The 14,690-nt window shown below is 70.4% G+C and carries 12 protein-coding genes, 3 pseudogenes and 1 riboswitch; of the genes and pseudogenes, 13 read left to right on the top strand and 2 right to left on the bottom strand.

Translation table 11 applies throughout. The annotated features are described in order from the left end of the window. The first annotated feature begins 60 nt into the window (after positions 1–60). The 11 genes and pseudogenes from K1X59_RS13020 to argH all read left to right on the top strand — a co-directional run bounded on the left by K1X59_RS13020 (position 61) and on the right by argH (position 11,061). On the top strand, positions 61–1,026 hold the full coding sequence (locus K1X59_RS13020; protein ID WP_183150413.1) for an NAD-dependent epimerase/dehydratase family protein: 966 nt from the start codon (positions 61–63) through the stop codon (positions 1,024–1,026). Positions 1,027–1,066: 40 nt separating this feature from the next. Further along, a riboswitch (TPP riboswitch) is annotated at positions 1,067–1,161 on the top strand. After that, positions 1,152–2,000 carry a hydroxyethylthiazole kinase gene (thiM, locus tag K1X59_RS13015; RefSeq protein WP_183150412.1) on the top strand — a complete coding sequence of 283 codons (849 nt, stop codon included), beginning with the start codon at positions 1,152–1,154 and terminating at the stop codon, positions 1,998–2,000. Its footprint overlaps the riboswitch before it by 10 nt. Further along, positions 1,997–3,362, top strand: a pseudogene (gene thiD, locus K1X59_RS21545) (bifunctional hydroxymethylpyrimidine kinase/phosphomethylpyrimidine kinase); the annotation flags it as partial. The gene thiM and the pseudogene thiD, both read left to right, overlap by 4 nt. A gap of 68 nt (positions 3,363–3,430) precedes the next feature. Further along, positions 3,431–3,844, top strand: a pseudogene (locus K1X59_RS22480) (thiamine-phosphate pyrophosphorylase); the annotation flags it as partial. Positions 3,845–3,867: 23 nt separating this feature from the next. Continuing rightward, entirely contained in the window at positions 3,868–4,143 is a 276-nt protein-coding gene (locus K1X59_RS21535; RefSeq protein ID WP_258567263.1) for a hypothetical protein, read from the top strand. Between the two features lie 240 nt (positions 4,144–4,383). Beyond that, positions 4,384–5,435 (top strand): annotated as a pseudogene (gene argC, locus K1X59_RS13005) (N-acetyl-gamma-glutamyl-phosphate reductase). Then, a complete protein-coding gene (gene argJ / locus K1X59_RS13000) occupies positions 5,432–6,589 on the top strand; it encodes a bifunctional glutamate N-acetyltransferase/amino-acid acetyltransferase ArgJ (RefSeq protein ID WP_183150411.1) in 1,158 nt (385 codons plus the stop codon). The pseudogene argC and the gene argJ overlap by 4 nt, the downstream one beginning before the upstream one ends. Beyond that, positions 6,586–7,503, top strand: a complete 918-nt coding sequence (gene argB / locus K1X59_RS12995) for an acetylglutamate kinase (protein WP_183150410.1) — start codon at positions 6,586–6,588, stop codon at positions 7,501–7,503. Before argJ ends, argB begins: the two co-directional genes overlap by 4 nt. Beyond that, the gene (locus tag K1X59_RS12990; RefSeq protein ID WP_183150409.1) at positions 7,500–8,705 is read left to right on the top strand and encodes an acetylornithine transaminase; all 1,206 of its coding nucleotides are present in this window, start codon (positions 7,500–7,502) and stop codon (positions 8,703–8,705) included. The genes argB and K1X59_RS12990 overlap by 4 nt, the downstream gene beginning before the upstream one ends. After that, positions 8,702–9,631 (top strand): ornithine carbamoyltransferase, encoded by a 930-nt coding sequence (argF, locus tag K1X59_RS12985; RefSeq protein ID WP_183150408.1) that lies wholly within the window; start codon positions 8,702–8,704, stop codon positions 9,629–9,631. Before K1X59_RS12990 ends, argF begins: the two co-directional genes overlap by 4 nt. Beyond that, the gene (argH, locus tag K1X59_RS12980; RefSeq protein ID WP_220173461.1) at positions 9,631–11,061 is read left to right on the top strand and encodes an argininosuccinate lyase; all 1,431 of its coding nucleotides are present in this window, start codon (positions 9,631–9,633) and stop codon (positions 11,059–11,061) included. The genes argF and argH overlap by 1 nt, the downstream gene beginning before the upstream one ends. A gap of 204 nt (positions 11,062–11,265) precedes the next feature. On the opposite strand, the gene K1X59_RS12975 is transcribed toward argH, so the two are convergent. Together K1X59_RS12975 and K1X59_RS12970 are read right to left on the bottom strand one after the other, a co-directional pair. Next, positions 11,266–12,105 (bottom strand): type IV toxin-antitoxin system AbiEi family antitoxin domain-containing protein, encoded by an 840-nt coding sequence (locus K1X59_RS12975; protein WP_183150407.1) that lies wholly within the window; start codon positions 12,103–12,105, stop codon positions 11,266–11,268. A 498-nt stretch (positions 12,106–12,603) separates the two neighbouring features. After that, positions 12,604–13,188, bottom strand: a complete 585-nt coding sequence (locus K1X59_RS12970; protein ID WP_258566839.1) for a DUF1349 domain-containing protein — start codon at positions 13,186–13,188, stop codon at positions 12,604–12,606. 59 nt (positions 13,189–13,247) lie between these two features. Between K1X59_RS12970 and K1X59_RS12965 the strand changes: the two genes are divergently transcribed. Together K1X59_RS12965 and K1X59_RS12960 are read left to right on the top strand one after the other, a co-directional pair. Further along, positions 13,248–13,892 carry a SatD family protein gene (locus K1X59_RS12965; protein WP_220173459.1) on the top strand — a complete coding sequence of 215 codons (645 nt, stop codon included), beginning with the start codon at positions 13,248–13,250 and terminating at the stop codon, positions 13,890–13,892. Further along, positions 13,889–14,689 carry a hypothetical protein gene (locus K1X59_RS12960; RefSeq protein WP_183150406.1) on the top strand — a complete coding sequence of 267 codons (801 nt, stop codon included), beginning with the start codon at positions 13,889–13,891 and terminating at the stop codon, positions 14,687–14,689. The genes K1X59_RS12965 and K1X59_RS12960 overlap by 4 nt, the downstream gene beginning before the upstream one ends. Position 14,690: the final 1 nt, after the last annotated feature.

Below are 14,690 nucleotides of genomic sequence, written 5' to 3'. Positions count from 1 at the left end.
GGGGCTCCGCTCTGAGCGGAGCCCCTTCCCCTGACGCCTCGTCGCTGGTGGTATGAGGTCATGACGGATGTGCTGATCCTCGGAGGGACCGGATGGCTGTCGGGGCGGGTCGCTGCGCACGCCCTCGGGGCAGGGGCGACGGTCACGTGCCTGGCCCGCGGCGACCGGCCGGCGCCGTCGGGGGCGAGCCTCGTCCTCGCCGACCGCGAGGACGAAGACGCCTACGACGTCGTGTCGCGGACGGACTGGGATCACGTCGTCGATGTCTCGTCCAGGGCCGACCACGTCTCCGCGGCGGTGCGCGCGCTCCGCGACCGCGCGGCCCGATGGACCTATGTCTCGTCGATGTCGGTGTACCGAGACGACGAGGTCGTCGGCGCGGATGAGTCGGCTCCGCGGCTCCCCGCGGCACAGCAGGAGGACGACGATTACGGCCTCCAGAAGGTCGCGGCGGAGGACGCGGTGCTGGCGGGTCTCGGCGACCGGTCGCTGATCGTGCGACCGGGACTCATCGTCGGAGACGGCGACCCGAGCGATCGCTTCGGCTACTGGGCGGCGGCGTTCCTGAGAGCGCCAGATGAGCCCGTGCTGGTTCCGCCTCTCGAGTCTCGTACGGCGCAGGTCGTCGACGTGGATGATGCCGCCGCCTTCATCGTGTCGGCCGAGGTCACCGGAGCCGTGAACGCGATCGGCGACGTGCACGGTCTGGCCGACGTGATCCGGACCGTGCGCGATGCCGCGGGCCACACGGGTCCGATGGTCGTCGGTGTGGAGGAGCGTCTCGTCGCCGAGGGCGTCGCCCACTGGTCAGGGCCGCGATCGCTGCCGCTGTGGCTGCCGCCCGAGATGACCGGGTTCATGACCCGCTCGAACACGCGCTACCGACACAACGGTGGCACCCTCCGCTCGCTCGCCGACACGGTCGAGCGGGTCGTGGCGGACGAGCGCGAGCGCGGTGTCGACCGCGGTCGGCGCGCGGGGCTCACCAGGGCGGAGGAGCGCGCGCTGCTCGACGCCTTCGGCTGAGCGTCGCGACCGGTCGGTCCTGGCTCATCGCTAGACTGCCAGCAGTGACACGGGGTGCCGCGACCTGCGGCTGAGAACAGACCCGTCGAACCTGATCTAGTTCGTACTAGCGAAGGGATGTCGCGATGAGCGATCTTCTGCGTCCTGAAACCACCATCGACCTCGCCGACGGGGCTGCCGCACTGTTGGAGGTGCTGCGCGCGGCGCCCCCGTTGACCCACTGCATCACGAACACGGTCGTCACGGGCTTCACCGCCAACGTGCTGCTGGCTCTGGGAGCCGCCCCCGCCATGGTCGACATCGTCGACGAGGCAGGCACGTTCGCGGGTGTCGCCTCCGGGTTGTTGATCAATCTGGGGACGCCCACCCCGGAACAGCGCGCCGCGAGTCGGGAGGCGGTCGCCGGTGCCACGGCATCCGGCACGCCGTGGGTGCTCGACCCCGTCGCCATCGGCGCCCTCCCGGTGCGCACGGCGCTCGCGCACGAGCTCGTGGAACAGCGCCCGGCCGCGGTCAGGGGCAACGCCTCCGAGATCCTCGCCCTCGCGGGACTCAGCACCGGTGGTCGCGGGGTGGACTCCACGGACAGCACGGAGGCCGCAGCCGATGCCGCTGCCGCCCTCGCGCGCCGCACGGGTGCCGTGGTCGCGGTGTCGGGGCCGATCGACCTCATCACCGACGGAGCGCGGACGTTGCGTGTGGCGAACGGGCATGAGCTCCTGACGCGGGTCACGGGCGGAGGGTGCGCTCTCGGCGCCGTCATGGCCGCTTTCCTCGGGGCCGCCAGGGCCACCGAGCACGACGACCTCACGGCCGTCGCCGCCGCCGGTCTCGTCTACACGATCGCGGCCGAACGGGCCGCCGCGACCTCCTCCGGGCCTGGCAGCTTCGCTGTCGCACTGTTGGACGCGCTCGCCGCGGTGACCGCGGACGACATCAGGGCGGCCGCGCGCGTCGAGGTCGTCGCGCTGTGATCGCCGACCTGTCGCTCTACCTCGTCACGGATCCCGCCCTCTGCGGTGCGCGAGGGGTGATCGAGACCGTCCGGCGCGCGGTCGACGGCGGCGTGCGCATCGTGCAGTTGCGGGACAAGACCGCGACGGATGCCGAGACCGTCGAGCAGCTGCTCTCGCTCTCCGAGGTCATCGACGATCGGGCGCTCCTCGTGGTGAACGACCGTCTCGATGCCGCCGTCGCCGCCCGCGCACGCGGCGCCAGGGTCGACGGAGTCCACGTCGGGCAGAGCGATGCGTCTGCGCTCCGCGCGCGAGGTTCTGGGGCCGGATGCGCTGATCGGTCTCACCGCGAACACCACCGCCCACCTCGAGGCGGTCCGCGCGCTGCCGGCAGGCACGATCGACTACCTCGGCGTCGGTGTCATCCGCCCCACAGCCACCAAGCCGGACCATCCAGCGCCGCTCGGCGTCGAGGGATTCCGGGAGTTCGCCGCCCGCTCGCCGCTGCCGTGCGTGGCCATCGGCGGCGTCGACATCGACGACACGGAGCCTCTCCGCGCTGCCGGAGCCGCCGGGCTCGCCGTGGTCTCCGCGCTGTGCACCGCCGAGGATCCGGCAGCTGCAGCGGCCGAGTTCCGGAAGCGGTGGCTCGCCGCGTCGGTGCCGCGGGTGCTGAGCATCGCCGGTAGCGACCCCTCCGGAGGTGCGGGCATCCAGGCCGACCTGAAGTCGATCGCGGCGAACGGCGGATACGGGATGGCTGTCCTGACGGCGCTCACCGCGCAGAACACCCGTGGTGTGCGGGCGGTGCATGTGCCACCGGTGGACTTCCTCCGCTCGCAGCTCGATGCGGTGTCGGACGACGTCGTGATCGATGCCGTGAAGATCGGGATGCTCGCCGACGCCTCGGTGGTCCGGACGGTCACGGCCTGGCTCGATGCCGTCCGCCCGCCCGTCGTCGTGCTCGACCCCGTCATGGTCGCGACCTCGGGCGACCGCCTCCTGGATCCGGATGCCGAGCGGGGACTGCGAGCGCTGTTGAGCCGGGCGACCCTCATCACCCCGAACCTCGCCGAGCTCGCGATGCTGTCGGGCCGCGCGACCGATGACTGGGCCGAGGCCGTGTCCGCCGCGGAGCAGCTGTCGGACGAGGTCGGGGTCGCGGTCCTCGTCAAGGGCGGCCACCTCGGCGGGGAGCATGCCCCGGACGCACTGCTGGATGCCCGCAGGGGACTGCGCCGGGAGTTCACGGGCTCCCGCATCCCGAGTCGGAACACACACGGCACCGGCTGCTCGCTGTCGTCCGCTGTCGCGACCCGGCTCGCTCGCGGAGACGCCCCGGAAGAAGCCGTCCGCGCCGCCAGGTCCTGGCTGCGTGAGTCGCTCCAGGCAGGGGAGTCGCTGCGTGTCGGCGAAGGCAACGGACCGATCAGCCATTTCGCGGGGCTGTGGCGACGCGGCGGCACGGAGACACCGGGGATGCCGTCGACATCGTCGCGTCCTGGTGGCAGGACACGGCGGAGATCCGCGCAGACATCGACGATCTGCCGTTCATCCGCGCACTCGCCGACGGTACCCTGGAGCGCCGACCGTTCGTGTCGTACCTCGCGCAGGATGCGCTCTATCTGCGGGGGTACGCGCGTGTCCTCGCCGAGGCGTCGCGCCTGGCGCCCTCCTCGGCGGAGCAGGCCTTCTGGGCCGAGTCCGCGCGCGGCTCGATCGCGGGCGAGCTGGAACTGCACGCGTCCTGGCTGACGCCGGCGGAGGGCGTGGGTCCGGCGACCTTCACCGCGGAACCGGATGCGACGACGACGGCGTACCTCGATCATCTCCGCTCCGTCGCGTTCGGCGGCGACTATGCGGAGATCGTCGCCGCGGTCCTCCCGTGCTTCTGGGTCTACACCGACCTGGGGCGACGCCTGCACGCCGGGGAGTTCGAGAGTATGCCCGGGATCCGGAGCATCCCTTCGCGTCCTGGTTCGCGACCTACGCGGATCCCGCCTTCGAGGACGCGACCCGCACCGCGATCGCCTATGCGGGAGCGGCCGCGTCGTCGAGCGGTGCCGACACCGCGGAGCGCATGCGTCGGGCCTTCACGACGTCGAGCGCGCACGAGCGTGCCTTCTTCGCCGCGCCGATGGAGCCGCATCGCCTCGCATGACGCTCTGGATTTGCGGTGGCGGCCGAGCCCGCGCTACTGTCGCGACATGCCTTCGGCCGCCACTGCTCCTTCGACGCTCGCTCCGAGCGTCATCGCTGTGCGCCGACGCCGCGGCCGCCGACTCTAGGCGACCCCGCCCTTCTGCCTGCGCATGCGCGGCGGTCGAGTGCCGGTGTCGCCGCCTCCGGCCCCGCCCTCGGTCCTCCCTTCGCGGAAGGACCCGACCGTTAAGGTAGAAGCATGACGTATTCCGTCGCCGTCTCCGGCGCATCCGGCTATGCGGGAGGCGAGATCCTCCGTCTCCTGGCCGATCACCCCGACATCGAGATCCGCACCGTGACGGCGCACTCGAACGCCGGTCAGCCGCTCATCGAGCACCAGCCGCATCTGCGCTCACTCGCCCACCTCACCCTGCAGGACACCACCCCGGAAACCCTCTCCGGCCACGACATCGTGTTCCTCGCCCTCCCGCACGGCCAGTCCGGGCAGTACACCGACGCGCTCGGCGCCACGTCCCTGGTGATCGACGCTGGCGCCGACCACCGGCTCACGTCGTCCGCCGCCTGGGAGGCGTTCTACGGCGGGGCGTTCCATGAGCCGTGGACCTACGGCGTCCCCGAGCTCCTCGTGGCAGGGACGAAGCAGCGCGAGCATCTCCGTACGGCCACCCGCATCGCAGCACCGGGCTGCAACGCGTCCACCGTGAGCCTGAGCCTGGCTCCCGGCGTCGCCGCCGGGGTGATCGACGCCTCCGACATCGTGTCTGTCCTGGCTGTCGGACCTTCCGGTGCAGGCAAGAGCCTCAAGACCAACCTCCTCGCGAGCGAGATCCTCGGCTCGGCCAACCCCTACGCGGTCGGCGGCACGCACCGGCACATCCCCGAGATCCGCCAAGCGCTCGCCGCGGCATCCGGTGCGGACGCCGACGGCATCCGCATCTCGTTCACCCCGGTGCTGGTCCCGATGTCGCGGGGTATCCTCGCCACCTCGAGCGCGCCGATCGTCGACGGTGCGACGGATGAACAGATCCGCGCCGCGTGGCAGACCGCGTACGGCGACGAGACCTTCGTGCAGATTCTGCCCGAAGGGCGCTTCCCCGCACGGCCGACGTGCTCGGGGCGAACACCGCCTTGATCGGCCTCGCGATCGATCGGGCCGCGAACCGCGTGACGGTCGTCACCGCCGTCGACAACCTCGTCAAGGGCACCGCCGGCGCTGCCATCCAATCCATGAACATCGCGCTGGGCCTTCCCGAGACCCGCGCCCTCTCAGTGAACGGAGTCGCCCCGTGAGCGTCACCGCCCCCGCAGGATTCGAGGCGGCCGGTGTGGCCGCAGGACTCAAGTCCACCGGCAAGCCCGACGTGGCCGTCGTCGTCAACCGCGGCCCGCGCAAGGTCGGTGCCGCCGTGTTCACGAGCAACCGCGCCAAGGCGAACCCGATCATCTGGTCGCAGCAGGCCGTCGCCGACCGCGTGGTCGAGGCCGTCGTCCTCAACTCCGGGGGTGCGAACTGCTTCACCGGGAGCTTCGGGTTCCAGACGACGCATCAGACCGCCGAGAAGGCGGCCGAGCTCCTCGGGGTCAGCGCGGGCGATGTCCTGGTCTGCTCCACGGGACTCATCGGCACCGGCGATGAGGTCTTCCGCGCCAAGGTTCTGGACGGGACGGCGCAGGCGATCGCCGAGCTCAGCCCGGACGGCGGAGACACGGCAGCTCACGCGATCATGACCACGGACACCGTCGCCAAGACCGCGGTCGTGCAGCGGGACGGCTGGACCATCGGCGGGATGGCCAAGGGCGCGGGGATGCTCGCGCCCGGTCTCGCGACCATGCTCGTCGTGATCACGACCGACGCCGTGCTCGAGCCCCTCCAGGCCGACGAGGCGCTGCGCCGCGCGACCGGGAAGACCTTCGACCGGCTCGACTCCGACGGCTGCATGTCCACGAACGATCAGGTGACCCTGCTCGCGAACGGCGCATCCGAGGTCGTGCCCGATCTGGACGACTTCGCCGCGGCCCTCACCGAGGTGTGCCAGGAGCTGGCCGTGAAACTGCAGGGTGATGCGGAGGGCGCGAGCCACGACATCACGATCGAGGTGCAGCAGGCGGTGTCGGAGCAGGAAGCCGTCGAGGTCGGACGCTCGGTCGCCCGCAACAACCTGTTCAAGGCCGCCGTCTTCGGCAACGACCCGAACTGGGGGCGAGTGCTCGCCGCGATCGGCACCACGAACGCGCAGTTCGACCCCTACGACGTCGACGTGTGGATGAACGGCGTGCGTGTGTGCACGGGAGGCGGGCCCGACCGTCCGCGCGAAGAGGTCGATCTGACCCCCCGCGCCATGCACCTGGTGATCGACCTGAGGGCGGGAGACGCGACCGCGACCGTCCTCACGAACGATCTCACGCACGACTACGTGCACGAGAACAGCGCCTACGCCTCATGACCGACATCCAGGACACCACCCCGGACATCGCCGCGCAGAAGGCGACGACGCTGATCGAGTCTCTGCCGTGGCTGAAGAAGTTCCGCGACCAGATCGTCGTCGTCAAGTACGGCGGGAATGCCATGGTCTCGGACGAGCTGCAGGAGGCGTTCGCTCAGGACATCGCGTACCTCCGCTACGTCGGCGTCCAGCCTGTGGTGGTGCACGGCGGCGGCCCGCAGATCTCGAACATGCTCGAGCGCCTCGAGATCCCCAGCGAGTTCAAGGGCGGCTACCGCGTCACCAACACCGAGGCGATCAGCGTCGTGCGCATGGTGCTCACCGGACAGGTCAACCCGCAGCTCGTATCGAAGATCAACTCGCACGGGCCCATCGCCACGGGGCTCAGCGGGGAGGACGCCGGGCTCTTCGGCGGACGCCGTCGCGGAGTCATGATCGATGGCGAGGAGGTCGATCTCGGCCGGGTCGGCGATGTCGTCGAGGTCGATCCGACACCCGTGCTCGACCACCTCGCCTCCGGCCGCATCCCCGTGGTGTCGAGCATCGCGCCGGACCTCGACCATCCCGGCCAGTCGTTGAACGTCAACGCCGACGCTGCCGCTGCGGCACTCGCCGTCGCCCTGAACGCCCGCAAGCTCGTGATCCTCACGGACGTGCCTGGGCTCTACGCCGACTGGCCCAACCGCGACTCGCTCGTGTCGCATCTCACGTCGGAGGCGCTCGTCGAGATGCTGCCGACGCTCGAGTCGGGAATGATCCCGAAGATGCGCGCGTGCCTCGACGCGGTCGAGGGCGGCGTCGACGCGGCCGCCATCATCGACGGGCGGGTGCCGCACTCGGTGCTCGTCGAATTGTTCACCAGCAAGGGAATCGGGACCGAAGTGGTCCTGGGAGCGAAGGGAGCGACGGCATGACCGTCTGGCAGGACGACGCGGCACGTGATCTCGTGCTCAACGCGGGGGAGCGGCTCGCGCTGCTGGTCCGCGGTGAGGGCTCGTACCTGTGGGATGCCGACGGCCGACGCCACCTCGACTTCCTCGCCGGTATCGCCGTCACCTCGCTCGGTCACGCCCACCCGGCCTTCGTCGCCGCGGTGTCGACGCAGGCGGCCACGCTCGCGCACGTGTCGAACTACTTCGCGACGCCCCCTCAGCTCGCGCTCGCCGCGCGGCTCAAGCGTCTGGCGGGAGCGGGCATCGACGGACGTGTGTTCTTCTCGAACTCGGGCGCCGAGGCGAACGAGGCCGCCTTCAAGCTGGCCCGTCTGCATGGCGGCTCCGAGCGTCCGCGCATCCTCGCGCTGGAGAACGGCTTCCACGGACGCACCATGGGCTCGCTCGCCCTCACCGCGAAGGAGTCGATGCGCGCGCCGTTCGCGCCGATGCCGGGCGGCGTCGAGCACATCCCCGCGACCATCGAAGCGCTCGAGGCCGCGATCGACGACAGCGTCGCGGCGGTCATCGTGGAGCCCATCCAGGGCGAGGCCGGCGTCGTCGAACTGCCGGAGGGGTACCTCGCCGCCGCGCGGTCGCTCACCCTCGCGAACGGGGCGCTGCTGATCGTCGACGAGATCCAGACCGGAGCCGGGCGCACGGGTCAGTGGTTCGGTTTCAGCCACGAGGGCATCACGCCCGACGCCATCACCCTCGCGAAGGGCATCGGCGGAGGCTTCCCGATCGGGGCGCTGGTCACCTACGGAGCGGCCAGTGCGCTCTTCACCCCGGGTTCGCACGGTTCGACCTTCGGCGGCAACCCGCTGGCCACGGCCGTCGCCGACGCCGTGCTCGCCGAGATCGAGAGCGCAGGACTCGTCGAGAACGCCGCGCGCCGCGGTGCAGAACTGCGCGAGATCCTGCTCGGCATCGACTCTCCGCTGATCGAGGGCGTGCGCGGGCGTGGACTCCTCGTCGGCGTCGCGCTCGCGCAGCCCGTCGCGGGTGCGGTCGTCGCCGCCGCGCAGGAGCGCGGACTCATCGTCAACGCCGCCAACCCCGAGACCGTGCGCATCGCACCGGCTCTCACGATCGGCGACGCCGAGCTCGCCGAGTTCCGCGAGCTGTTCACCGCCGCACTCGCCGACGTCCAGGCCTCTGTCGCCGGAAAGGTATCCGCATGACCCGCCACCTGCTGCGTGACGACGACCTCACCCCCGCCGAACAGGCGGAGATCCTCGATCTCGCCCTCGAGCTGAAGAAGGACCGCTGGGCCGACAAGAGCCTCGCCGGTCCGCAGACGGTCGCGGTGATCTTCGACAAGTCCTCCACGCGCACCCGTGTGTCGTTCGCGGTGGGCATCGCCGACCTCGGGGGATCGCCCCTCATCATCTCGACCGCGAGCAGTCAGCTCGGAGGCAAGGAGACGCCCTCCGACACTGCGAGGGTGCTGGAGCGCCAGGTCGCCGCCATCGTGTGGCGCACGTACGCGCAGTCCGGGCTCGAGGAGATGGCCCGGGGCACGCGTGTCCCGGTCGTCAACGCGCTGTCCGATGACTTCCACCCGTGTCAGCTGCTGGCCGACCTGCTCACGATCCGCGAGCACAAGGGCGAGCTGAAGGGCCTCACGCTCACGTTCTTCGGCGACGGCCAGAGCAATATGGCGCACTCGTACGCGCTCGCGGGTGTGACCGCCGGCATGCATGTGCGCATCGCCTCCCCGGAGGACTACGCACCGCGCGCCGACGTGATCGAGGCGGCAGACCGTCGCGCGGCGGAGACGGGAGGCTCGATCACGCTCTTCACCGACGCGGTCGAGGCAGCGGCCGGCGCGGATGTGATCGTCACGGACACCTGGGTCTCGATGGGCAAGGAGGAGGAGAAGATCGCGCGCATCCGCGATCTCGGCGGCTACAAGGTCACGCCAGAGACCATGACTCTCGCCGATCCTGAGGCGATCTTCATCCACTGCCTGCCCGCGGATCGCGGCTACGAGGTCGACTCCAGCGTCATCGACGGTCCGCAGAGCGTCGTATGGGACGAGGCCGAGAACCGCCTGCACGCGCAGAAGGCCCTGCTGGTCTGGCTCCTCGGCAAGAAGGACGCGTGATGGCCGACTCGACCCACGAAGGCACGAACGAGGGCGCGCTCTGGGGTGCCCGCTTCGCCACCGGTCCGGCACCCGAGCTGGTCGAGCTCAGCCGGTCGACGCACTTCGACTGGATCCTGGCGCCGTACGACATCGCCGGCTCCCACGCACACGCCACGGCGCTCGAGGCCGCGGGGTACCTCGAACCCGATGAGGCGCGGCGGATGCACGAGGGACTCGACGCCGTCGCCCGCGCGGTGGCGGACGGAACCCTGCGCCCCGTGCCGACCGATGAGGATGTGCACGGTGCGTTGGAGCAGGCGCTGATCGCCGAGCTCGGGCCGGAACTGGGAGGGCGCCTCCGCGCCGGGCGCAGCCGCAACGACCAGATCGCCACGCTGGTGCGGATGTACCTGATCGACCACGCTCGGGTGATCGCGCGCGACATCCTGCGCGTGATCGATGCGCTGGTCGCCCAGGCCGAGGCGCATCCCGAGGCGATCCTGCCCGGCCGCACCCACTTGCAGCACGCGCAGCCCGTGCTCCTCGCTCACCATCTTCAGGCCCACGGCTGGCCGCTGGTGCGCGAGCTCGAACGTCTCGTGGACTGGCGTCGCCGCGCCGGTGTCTCGCCGTACGGTGGGGGAGCCCTCGCCGGCTCGACTCTCGGTCTCGACCCCGCGCTCGTCGCGACCGAGCTGGGCCTCGATCGCCCGGCCGAGAACTCGCTCGACGGCACAGCCGCCCGTGATGTCGTCGCCGAGTTCGCGTTCATCACGGCGATGACCGGTGTCGACATCTCGCGGCTCTCCGAGGAGATCATCCTCTGGAACACTCGGGAGTTCGGCTTCGTGACGCTCGACGACGGCTACTCCACGGGGTCCAGCATCATGCCCCAGAAGAAGAACCCCGACATCGCGGAGCTCGCCCGCGGCAAGTCGGGGCGCCTGATCGGCAACCTCTCAGGACTGCTGGCCACGCTCAAGGGGCTCCCGCTCGCGTACAACCGTGATCTGCAGGAGGACAAGGAGCCGGTCTTCGACTCGGTGCAGACCCTCGAGGTCGTGCTTCCCGCGTTCGCCGGGATGATCGCGACGCTCCGTTTCGACACGGCGCGGATGGCGGAGCTCGCCCCGCAGGGCTTCTCGCTCGCGACGGACGTCGCCGAGTGGTTGGTCAAGCGGCGGGTGCCGTTCCGCGATGCGCACGAGATCTCGGGCGCGCTCGTGCGTGCCTGCGAAGAGCAGGGCATCGGTCTGGAGGACGCCTCCGATGAGCTGTTGCTGTCCGTGTCGCCGCATCTCGTGCCCGAGGTGCGCGAAGTCCTCACGATCGAGGGGTCCGTGGCTTCGCGGACCGGGGTCGGCGGGACCGCTCCGGTCCGCGTCGCGGAGCAGCGCGCCGAACTCGTCGCGCGCGCGCAGGCCGCCGCCCACGCGCTCGGACTGTAACCTCCGCGCTGACGATCCGCCGACGCCCCGACGATCCCCCGAGGAATCTCCACGGATTCCTCGGGGGATTGTCGTCGGGTCAGCGGATTGTCGTCGGGTCGGGGGATTGTCGTCGGGTCGGGGGAATGTCGTCGGGTCGGGGGAATGTCGTCGGGTCGGGGGATTGTCGTCGGGTCAGCGGATTGTCGTCGGGTCGGGGGATTGTCATGCCGCCGGCCGCGAGAGTCTGTGCAGGGCGCCCAGCACAGCACCCTGCACTGTCGGCCAGTCGTGGACGATCTGCGCGTAGTCGAACCGGAGGGTCTCGTAGCCGAGACGTGAGGCCGCGGCGTCGCGAATGCGGTCGATGTGCCTGCGTGTCGTCGAACCGTGGTTCTCTTCGCCGTCCGCCTCGAGGATCAGGCGATCGCCGAGGACGAAGTCGACCCTCCCGACGCCGTCGATCCTCACCTGGCATCGCAGACGGATGCCCAGTACATGGAGCCGTAGGCGGAGAAGCGACTCCAGGCCGCTGTCTGCGTCCGCTCTGGCCAGCTCCACCAACCAATGCGCGCTGCGGGGCAGAGCCTTCCTGATGCGCGCCCGCGCCGCTGTGGAGAGTTTCTGCAGTCTCCAGGCCGATTCGTACGCGGCGAAGAAGGCTTCGTCTCCGCAGCACCGGCGGAGATGGAGCAGGGCCGTCTCGATCGTCGCGGAGCCGAGCGGCGGACGGCCGCGGTAATAGTGCGAACGGTAGGTGCACCCGGGGTGAGCGAGGGCGTGGTTGTCGGGTCCGAGCCAGACATGCGGACCGTCGTCTGCAGGGAGCACCCAGATCCCTGCGGATCGCAATACGCTCGCGCACGTGAGCGCGCCGCCGTGTGCCGTCGCTGCACGCACCTGCTCGTCGAGAGGGCCGGCCGCGAAGACCCCGTGCCGGACGCGATCGATCTCTCCCCGTCGCACCATTCCAGCGAGAGCCTGCCGGGTGAATCCGAGAGATCGCAGTTGCGTGCCTCGGGCGAGTCCGCCGAGGCTCCTGATGGTGTCTGTTGGCGAGAGCATCCGTCCACCGTGCCAGCCGGCCGACCCCGCTTCGGACCTCTGACCCGGGGCATGTGCACAGCCCGGCGATCGCTCGGCCCTGTGCAGCAATAGCCGTCGGCGCCGATTCCCGGACCACCCGACGATTCGCCGTGGAATCTCCACGGATTCCTCGGCGAACTGTCGTCCTCTCGGCGAACTGTCGTCCCGTCGGCGGACTGTCGTCCCGTCGGCGAACTGTCGTCCCGTCGGCGAGTCGTCGTCCCCTCGGCGAATCGTCCTCGCCCGCTCGATTGGCCGAGGTCCTGACGGTCCGCCGAACAATCTCCATAGATTCCTCGGGGGATCGTCGTCCGCCCGGGGGATCGTCGTCCGACCGGGGGATCGTCGTCCGACCGGGGGATCGTCGTCCGACCGGGGGATCGTCGTCCGACCGGGGATCGTCGTCCGACCGGGGATCGTCGTCCGACCGGGGATCGTCGTCCGACCGGGGGATCGTCGTCCGACCGGGTCCGGGGATCAGTGCAGGTCGGTGTCCGCCGTGGATCGCTCCCACCGCGTGAAGCGCACGGTCAATCCGGCTCGGGTCGGTGCGGCCAGGAACGGTCCGGCGGAGGCGGCTGCCTGGCCGTCGAACGGGGCGACCCTGACCAGCCTCCAGGCGCCGTCGTCCGCGCGCGCCCTCACGATCAGGGCGTCCGACCACCGGCTCACCCGCACGGTGATCTCGCTGTCACGCCACTCGTCGACCTGGCCGACCGACCAGTCCGAGTTTCCGGCGGTCACCACGGCGCCGAGTCCGAGGTGGTCGTCGGCGTACTCCAGACCGGTCTTCACCCAGTGCTCGTCGTCGATGCGGACGAAGACGCCCGCCTGGTCGAACTGACCGTCCCAGGGGGCGCGGAACGACACCTCCATCGCCTCGCCCACCCGGAGCGTCGCGAGGAGCGCGTGTGCGGAGTCGTGCACGAACCCGTAGGCGGTGTGTCGCCAGGCGTCGCTTCCTTCGGCCGCGGTCGCATCCAGGTGTTGGGCGACGGTGACGGCTGCGGGGGCGTGGGTCCAGGTCCCGTCTGCCCACGGGATCATGCGCGATTCAGGCATATTTCCTATCCATAACCATATACGGCATAACTCAGCGATATTCGTGATAAGGTTATCGCATGGTCATCGCCGTCATCGCCGACATCGTCGGATCCCGCGAACTGAGCGATCGCGGAGCAGCTCAACGGATCCTCGACGAGACCATCGCGCAGGTCGAGCACGACCTCCCCCTCGCGGTGCACCCGCTCACGCCCACGGTAGGAGACGAGCAGCAGGCCGTCTACCGTGCCCTCCCTGACGCACTCACCTCGCTCCTGATGATCCAGCTGCGGCTGCCGGACGGGATCGCCTTCCGATTCGGTCTCGGCATCGGGAAGGTCACCGCGGTCGAGTCGGTGCACGGCGAACTCGCCGACGGACCCGGCTGGTATGCCGCACGGGCGGCGATCGAGACCGTCCACTCCCGCGAGCAACGCGCCGTTCCGCGGACCCGCACCTGGATTGTCGGTGCTCCGGGGCAGGATGAGGTCATGGAGACCACCGTCGCCGCATCCAACGCCTATCTGCTCGTCCGAGACGAGCTGGTCGGCGCGATGAGCGCCCGCGAGCGGCGCCTCACCTACGGTCGAGCGGTCGGTCGGTCTCAGCAGGAGCTCGCTGCGCAGGAGCAGATCTCTCAGCCGAGTGTCTCGAAGTCCCTGCGCAGCGCCGGAGCCGCCGCCCTCCTCGAGGGCCTCGACGCGCTGAGGGGGCAGAAGGCATGATCGTCGCCGGATTCATCCTGCTCGCCATCGGAGCCGCCGACCTCGTGCGTCAGTTCGTCCCCCGACGATGGATCGGGTATGTCGCAGCCGCGGCCGTCGTCATCCTCCTCGGCATCGGCGGCGACGCGTTGCTCGCGGCGCTCCTCGGGCTCGCGGTCGGTGTCCTCTGGGTCTGGAGCATGCCGGACGAGGGACCGTCGCGTGCCGGATTCTGGCCGGCGGTCGTCCTCGCGGCGGTGAGCGTCGGGTCCGTCCTGTGGGCCGGAGCTCGGCCGGAAGCCGGGCTCATCGGCGAACTGTGGAGCCTGCGCTCACCGTTCGGCGTGGTGGAGTTCGACCTCGCCGTACTCGCGCTCGGTGCAGCGGTGTTCCTCCTGGAGTCGTCGAACCTCGTCGTGCGCGCCGCGCTCGACGGCGAGCACACCTGGCGTCCTGCCGATCCCGCGCAGCCCGCCGCGCAGCCGTCCACCGATCCCGCACCTGCCGAGCCTGCTGCCGGGCTCGACACCGCACCGACGGACGCCGCCAGCACGCCGCGGGCCGACCCTCGGAACGGATTCAAGGGAGGCCGCCTCATCGGACCGTTGGAGCGCATACTGGTCATGATCCTCACGCTCGCCGCCGCGTATCCCGTGCTGGCCGCGATGCTCGCGGCGAAGGGCATCGTGCGGTTCCCGGAGATCTCCCGAGACGGCGAGACGGGTGCCAGAGCCGAGTACTTCCTCGTCGGGAGTCTCGTGAGCTGGGTGATCGCGCTCGGCGCCGCCTTCCTCGTGTGGTGGGCCGCGCACAGCTGAA

The sequence above is a fragment of the Microbacterium sp. Se5.02b genome (assembly GCF_019464375.1).
GTDB lineage: Bacteria > Actinomycetota > Actinomycetes > Actinomycetales > Microbacteriaceae > Microbacterium.
Note: the sequence above shows the minus strand (reverse complement) of the source record. Positions and strands in the feature narration are given on the sequence as shown.

Bases quoted from the DNA above. Each gene is read 5' to 3' on its own strand.
- K1X59_RS13020 (WP_183150413.1), top strand. From the start codon at position 61: ATGACGGATGTGCTGATCCTCGGAGGGACCGGATGGCTGTCGGGGCGG.
- thiM (WP_183150412.1), top strand. From the start codon at position 1,152: ATGAGCGATCTTCTGCGTCCTGAAACCACCATCGACCTCGCCGACGGG.
- argB (WP_183150410.1), top strand. From the start codon at position 6,586: ATGACCGACATCCAGGACACCACCCCGGACATCGCCGCGCAGAAGGCG.
- K1X59_RS12990 (WP_183150409.1), top strand. From the start codon at position 7,500: ATGACCGTCTGGCAGGACGACGCGGCACGTGATCTCGTGCTCAACGCG.
- argF (WP_183150408.1), top strand. From the start codon at position 8,702: ATGACCCGCCACCTGCTGCGTGACGACGACCTCACCCCCGCCGAACAG.
- argH (WP_220173461.1), top strand. From the start codon at position 9,631: ATGGCCGACTCGACCCACGAAGGCACGAACGAGGGCGCGCTCTGGGGT.
- K1X59_RS12975 (WP_183150407.1), bottom strand. From the start codon at position 12,105: ATGCTCTCGCCAACAGACACCATCAGGAGCCTCGGCGGACTCGCCCGA.
- K1X59_RS12970 (WP_258566839.1), bottom strand. From the start codon at position 13,188: ATGCCTGAATCGCGCATGATCCCGTGGGCAGACGGGACCTGGACCCAC.
- K1X59_RS12965 (WP_220173459.1), top strand. From the start codon at position 13,248: ATGGTCATCGCCGTCATCGCCGACATCGTCGGATCCCGCGAACTGAGC.
- K1X59_RS12960 (WP_183150406.1), top strand. From the start codon at position 13,889: ATGATCGTCGCCGGATTCATCCTGCTCGCCATCGGAGCCGCCGACCTC.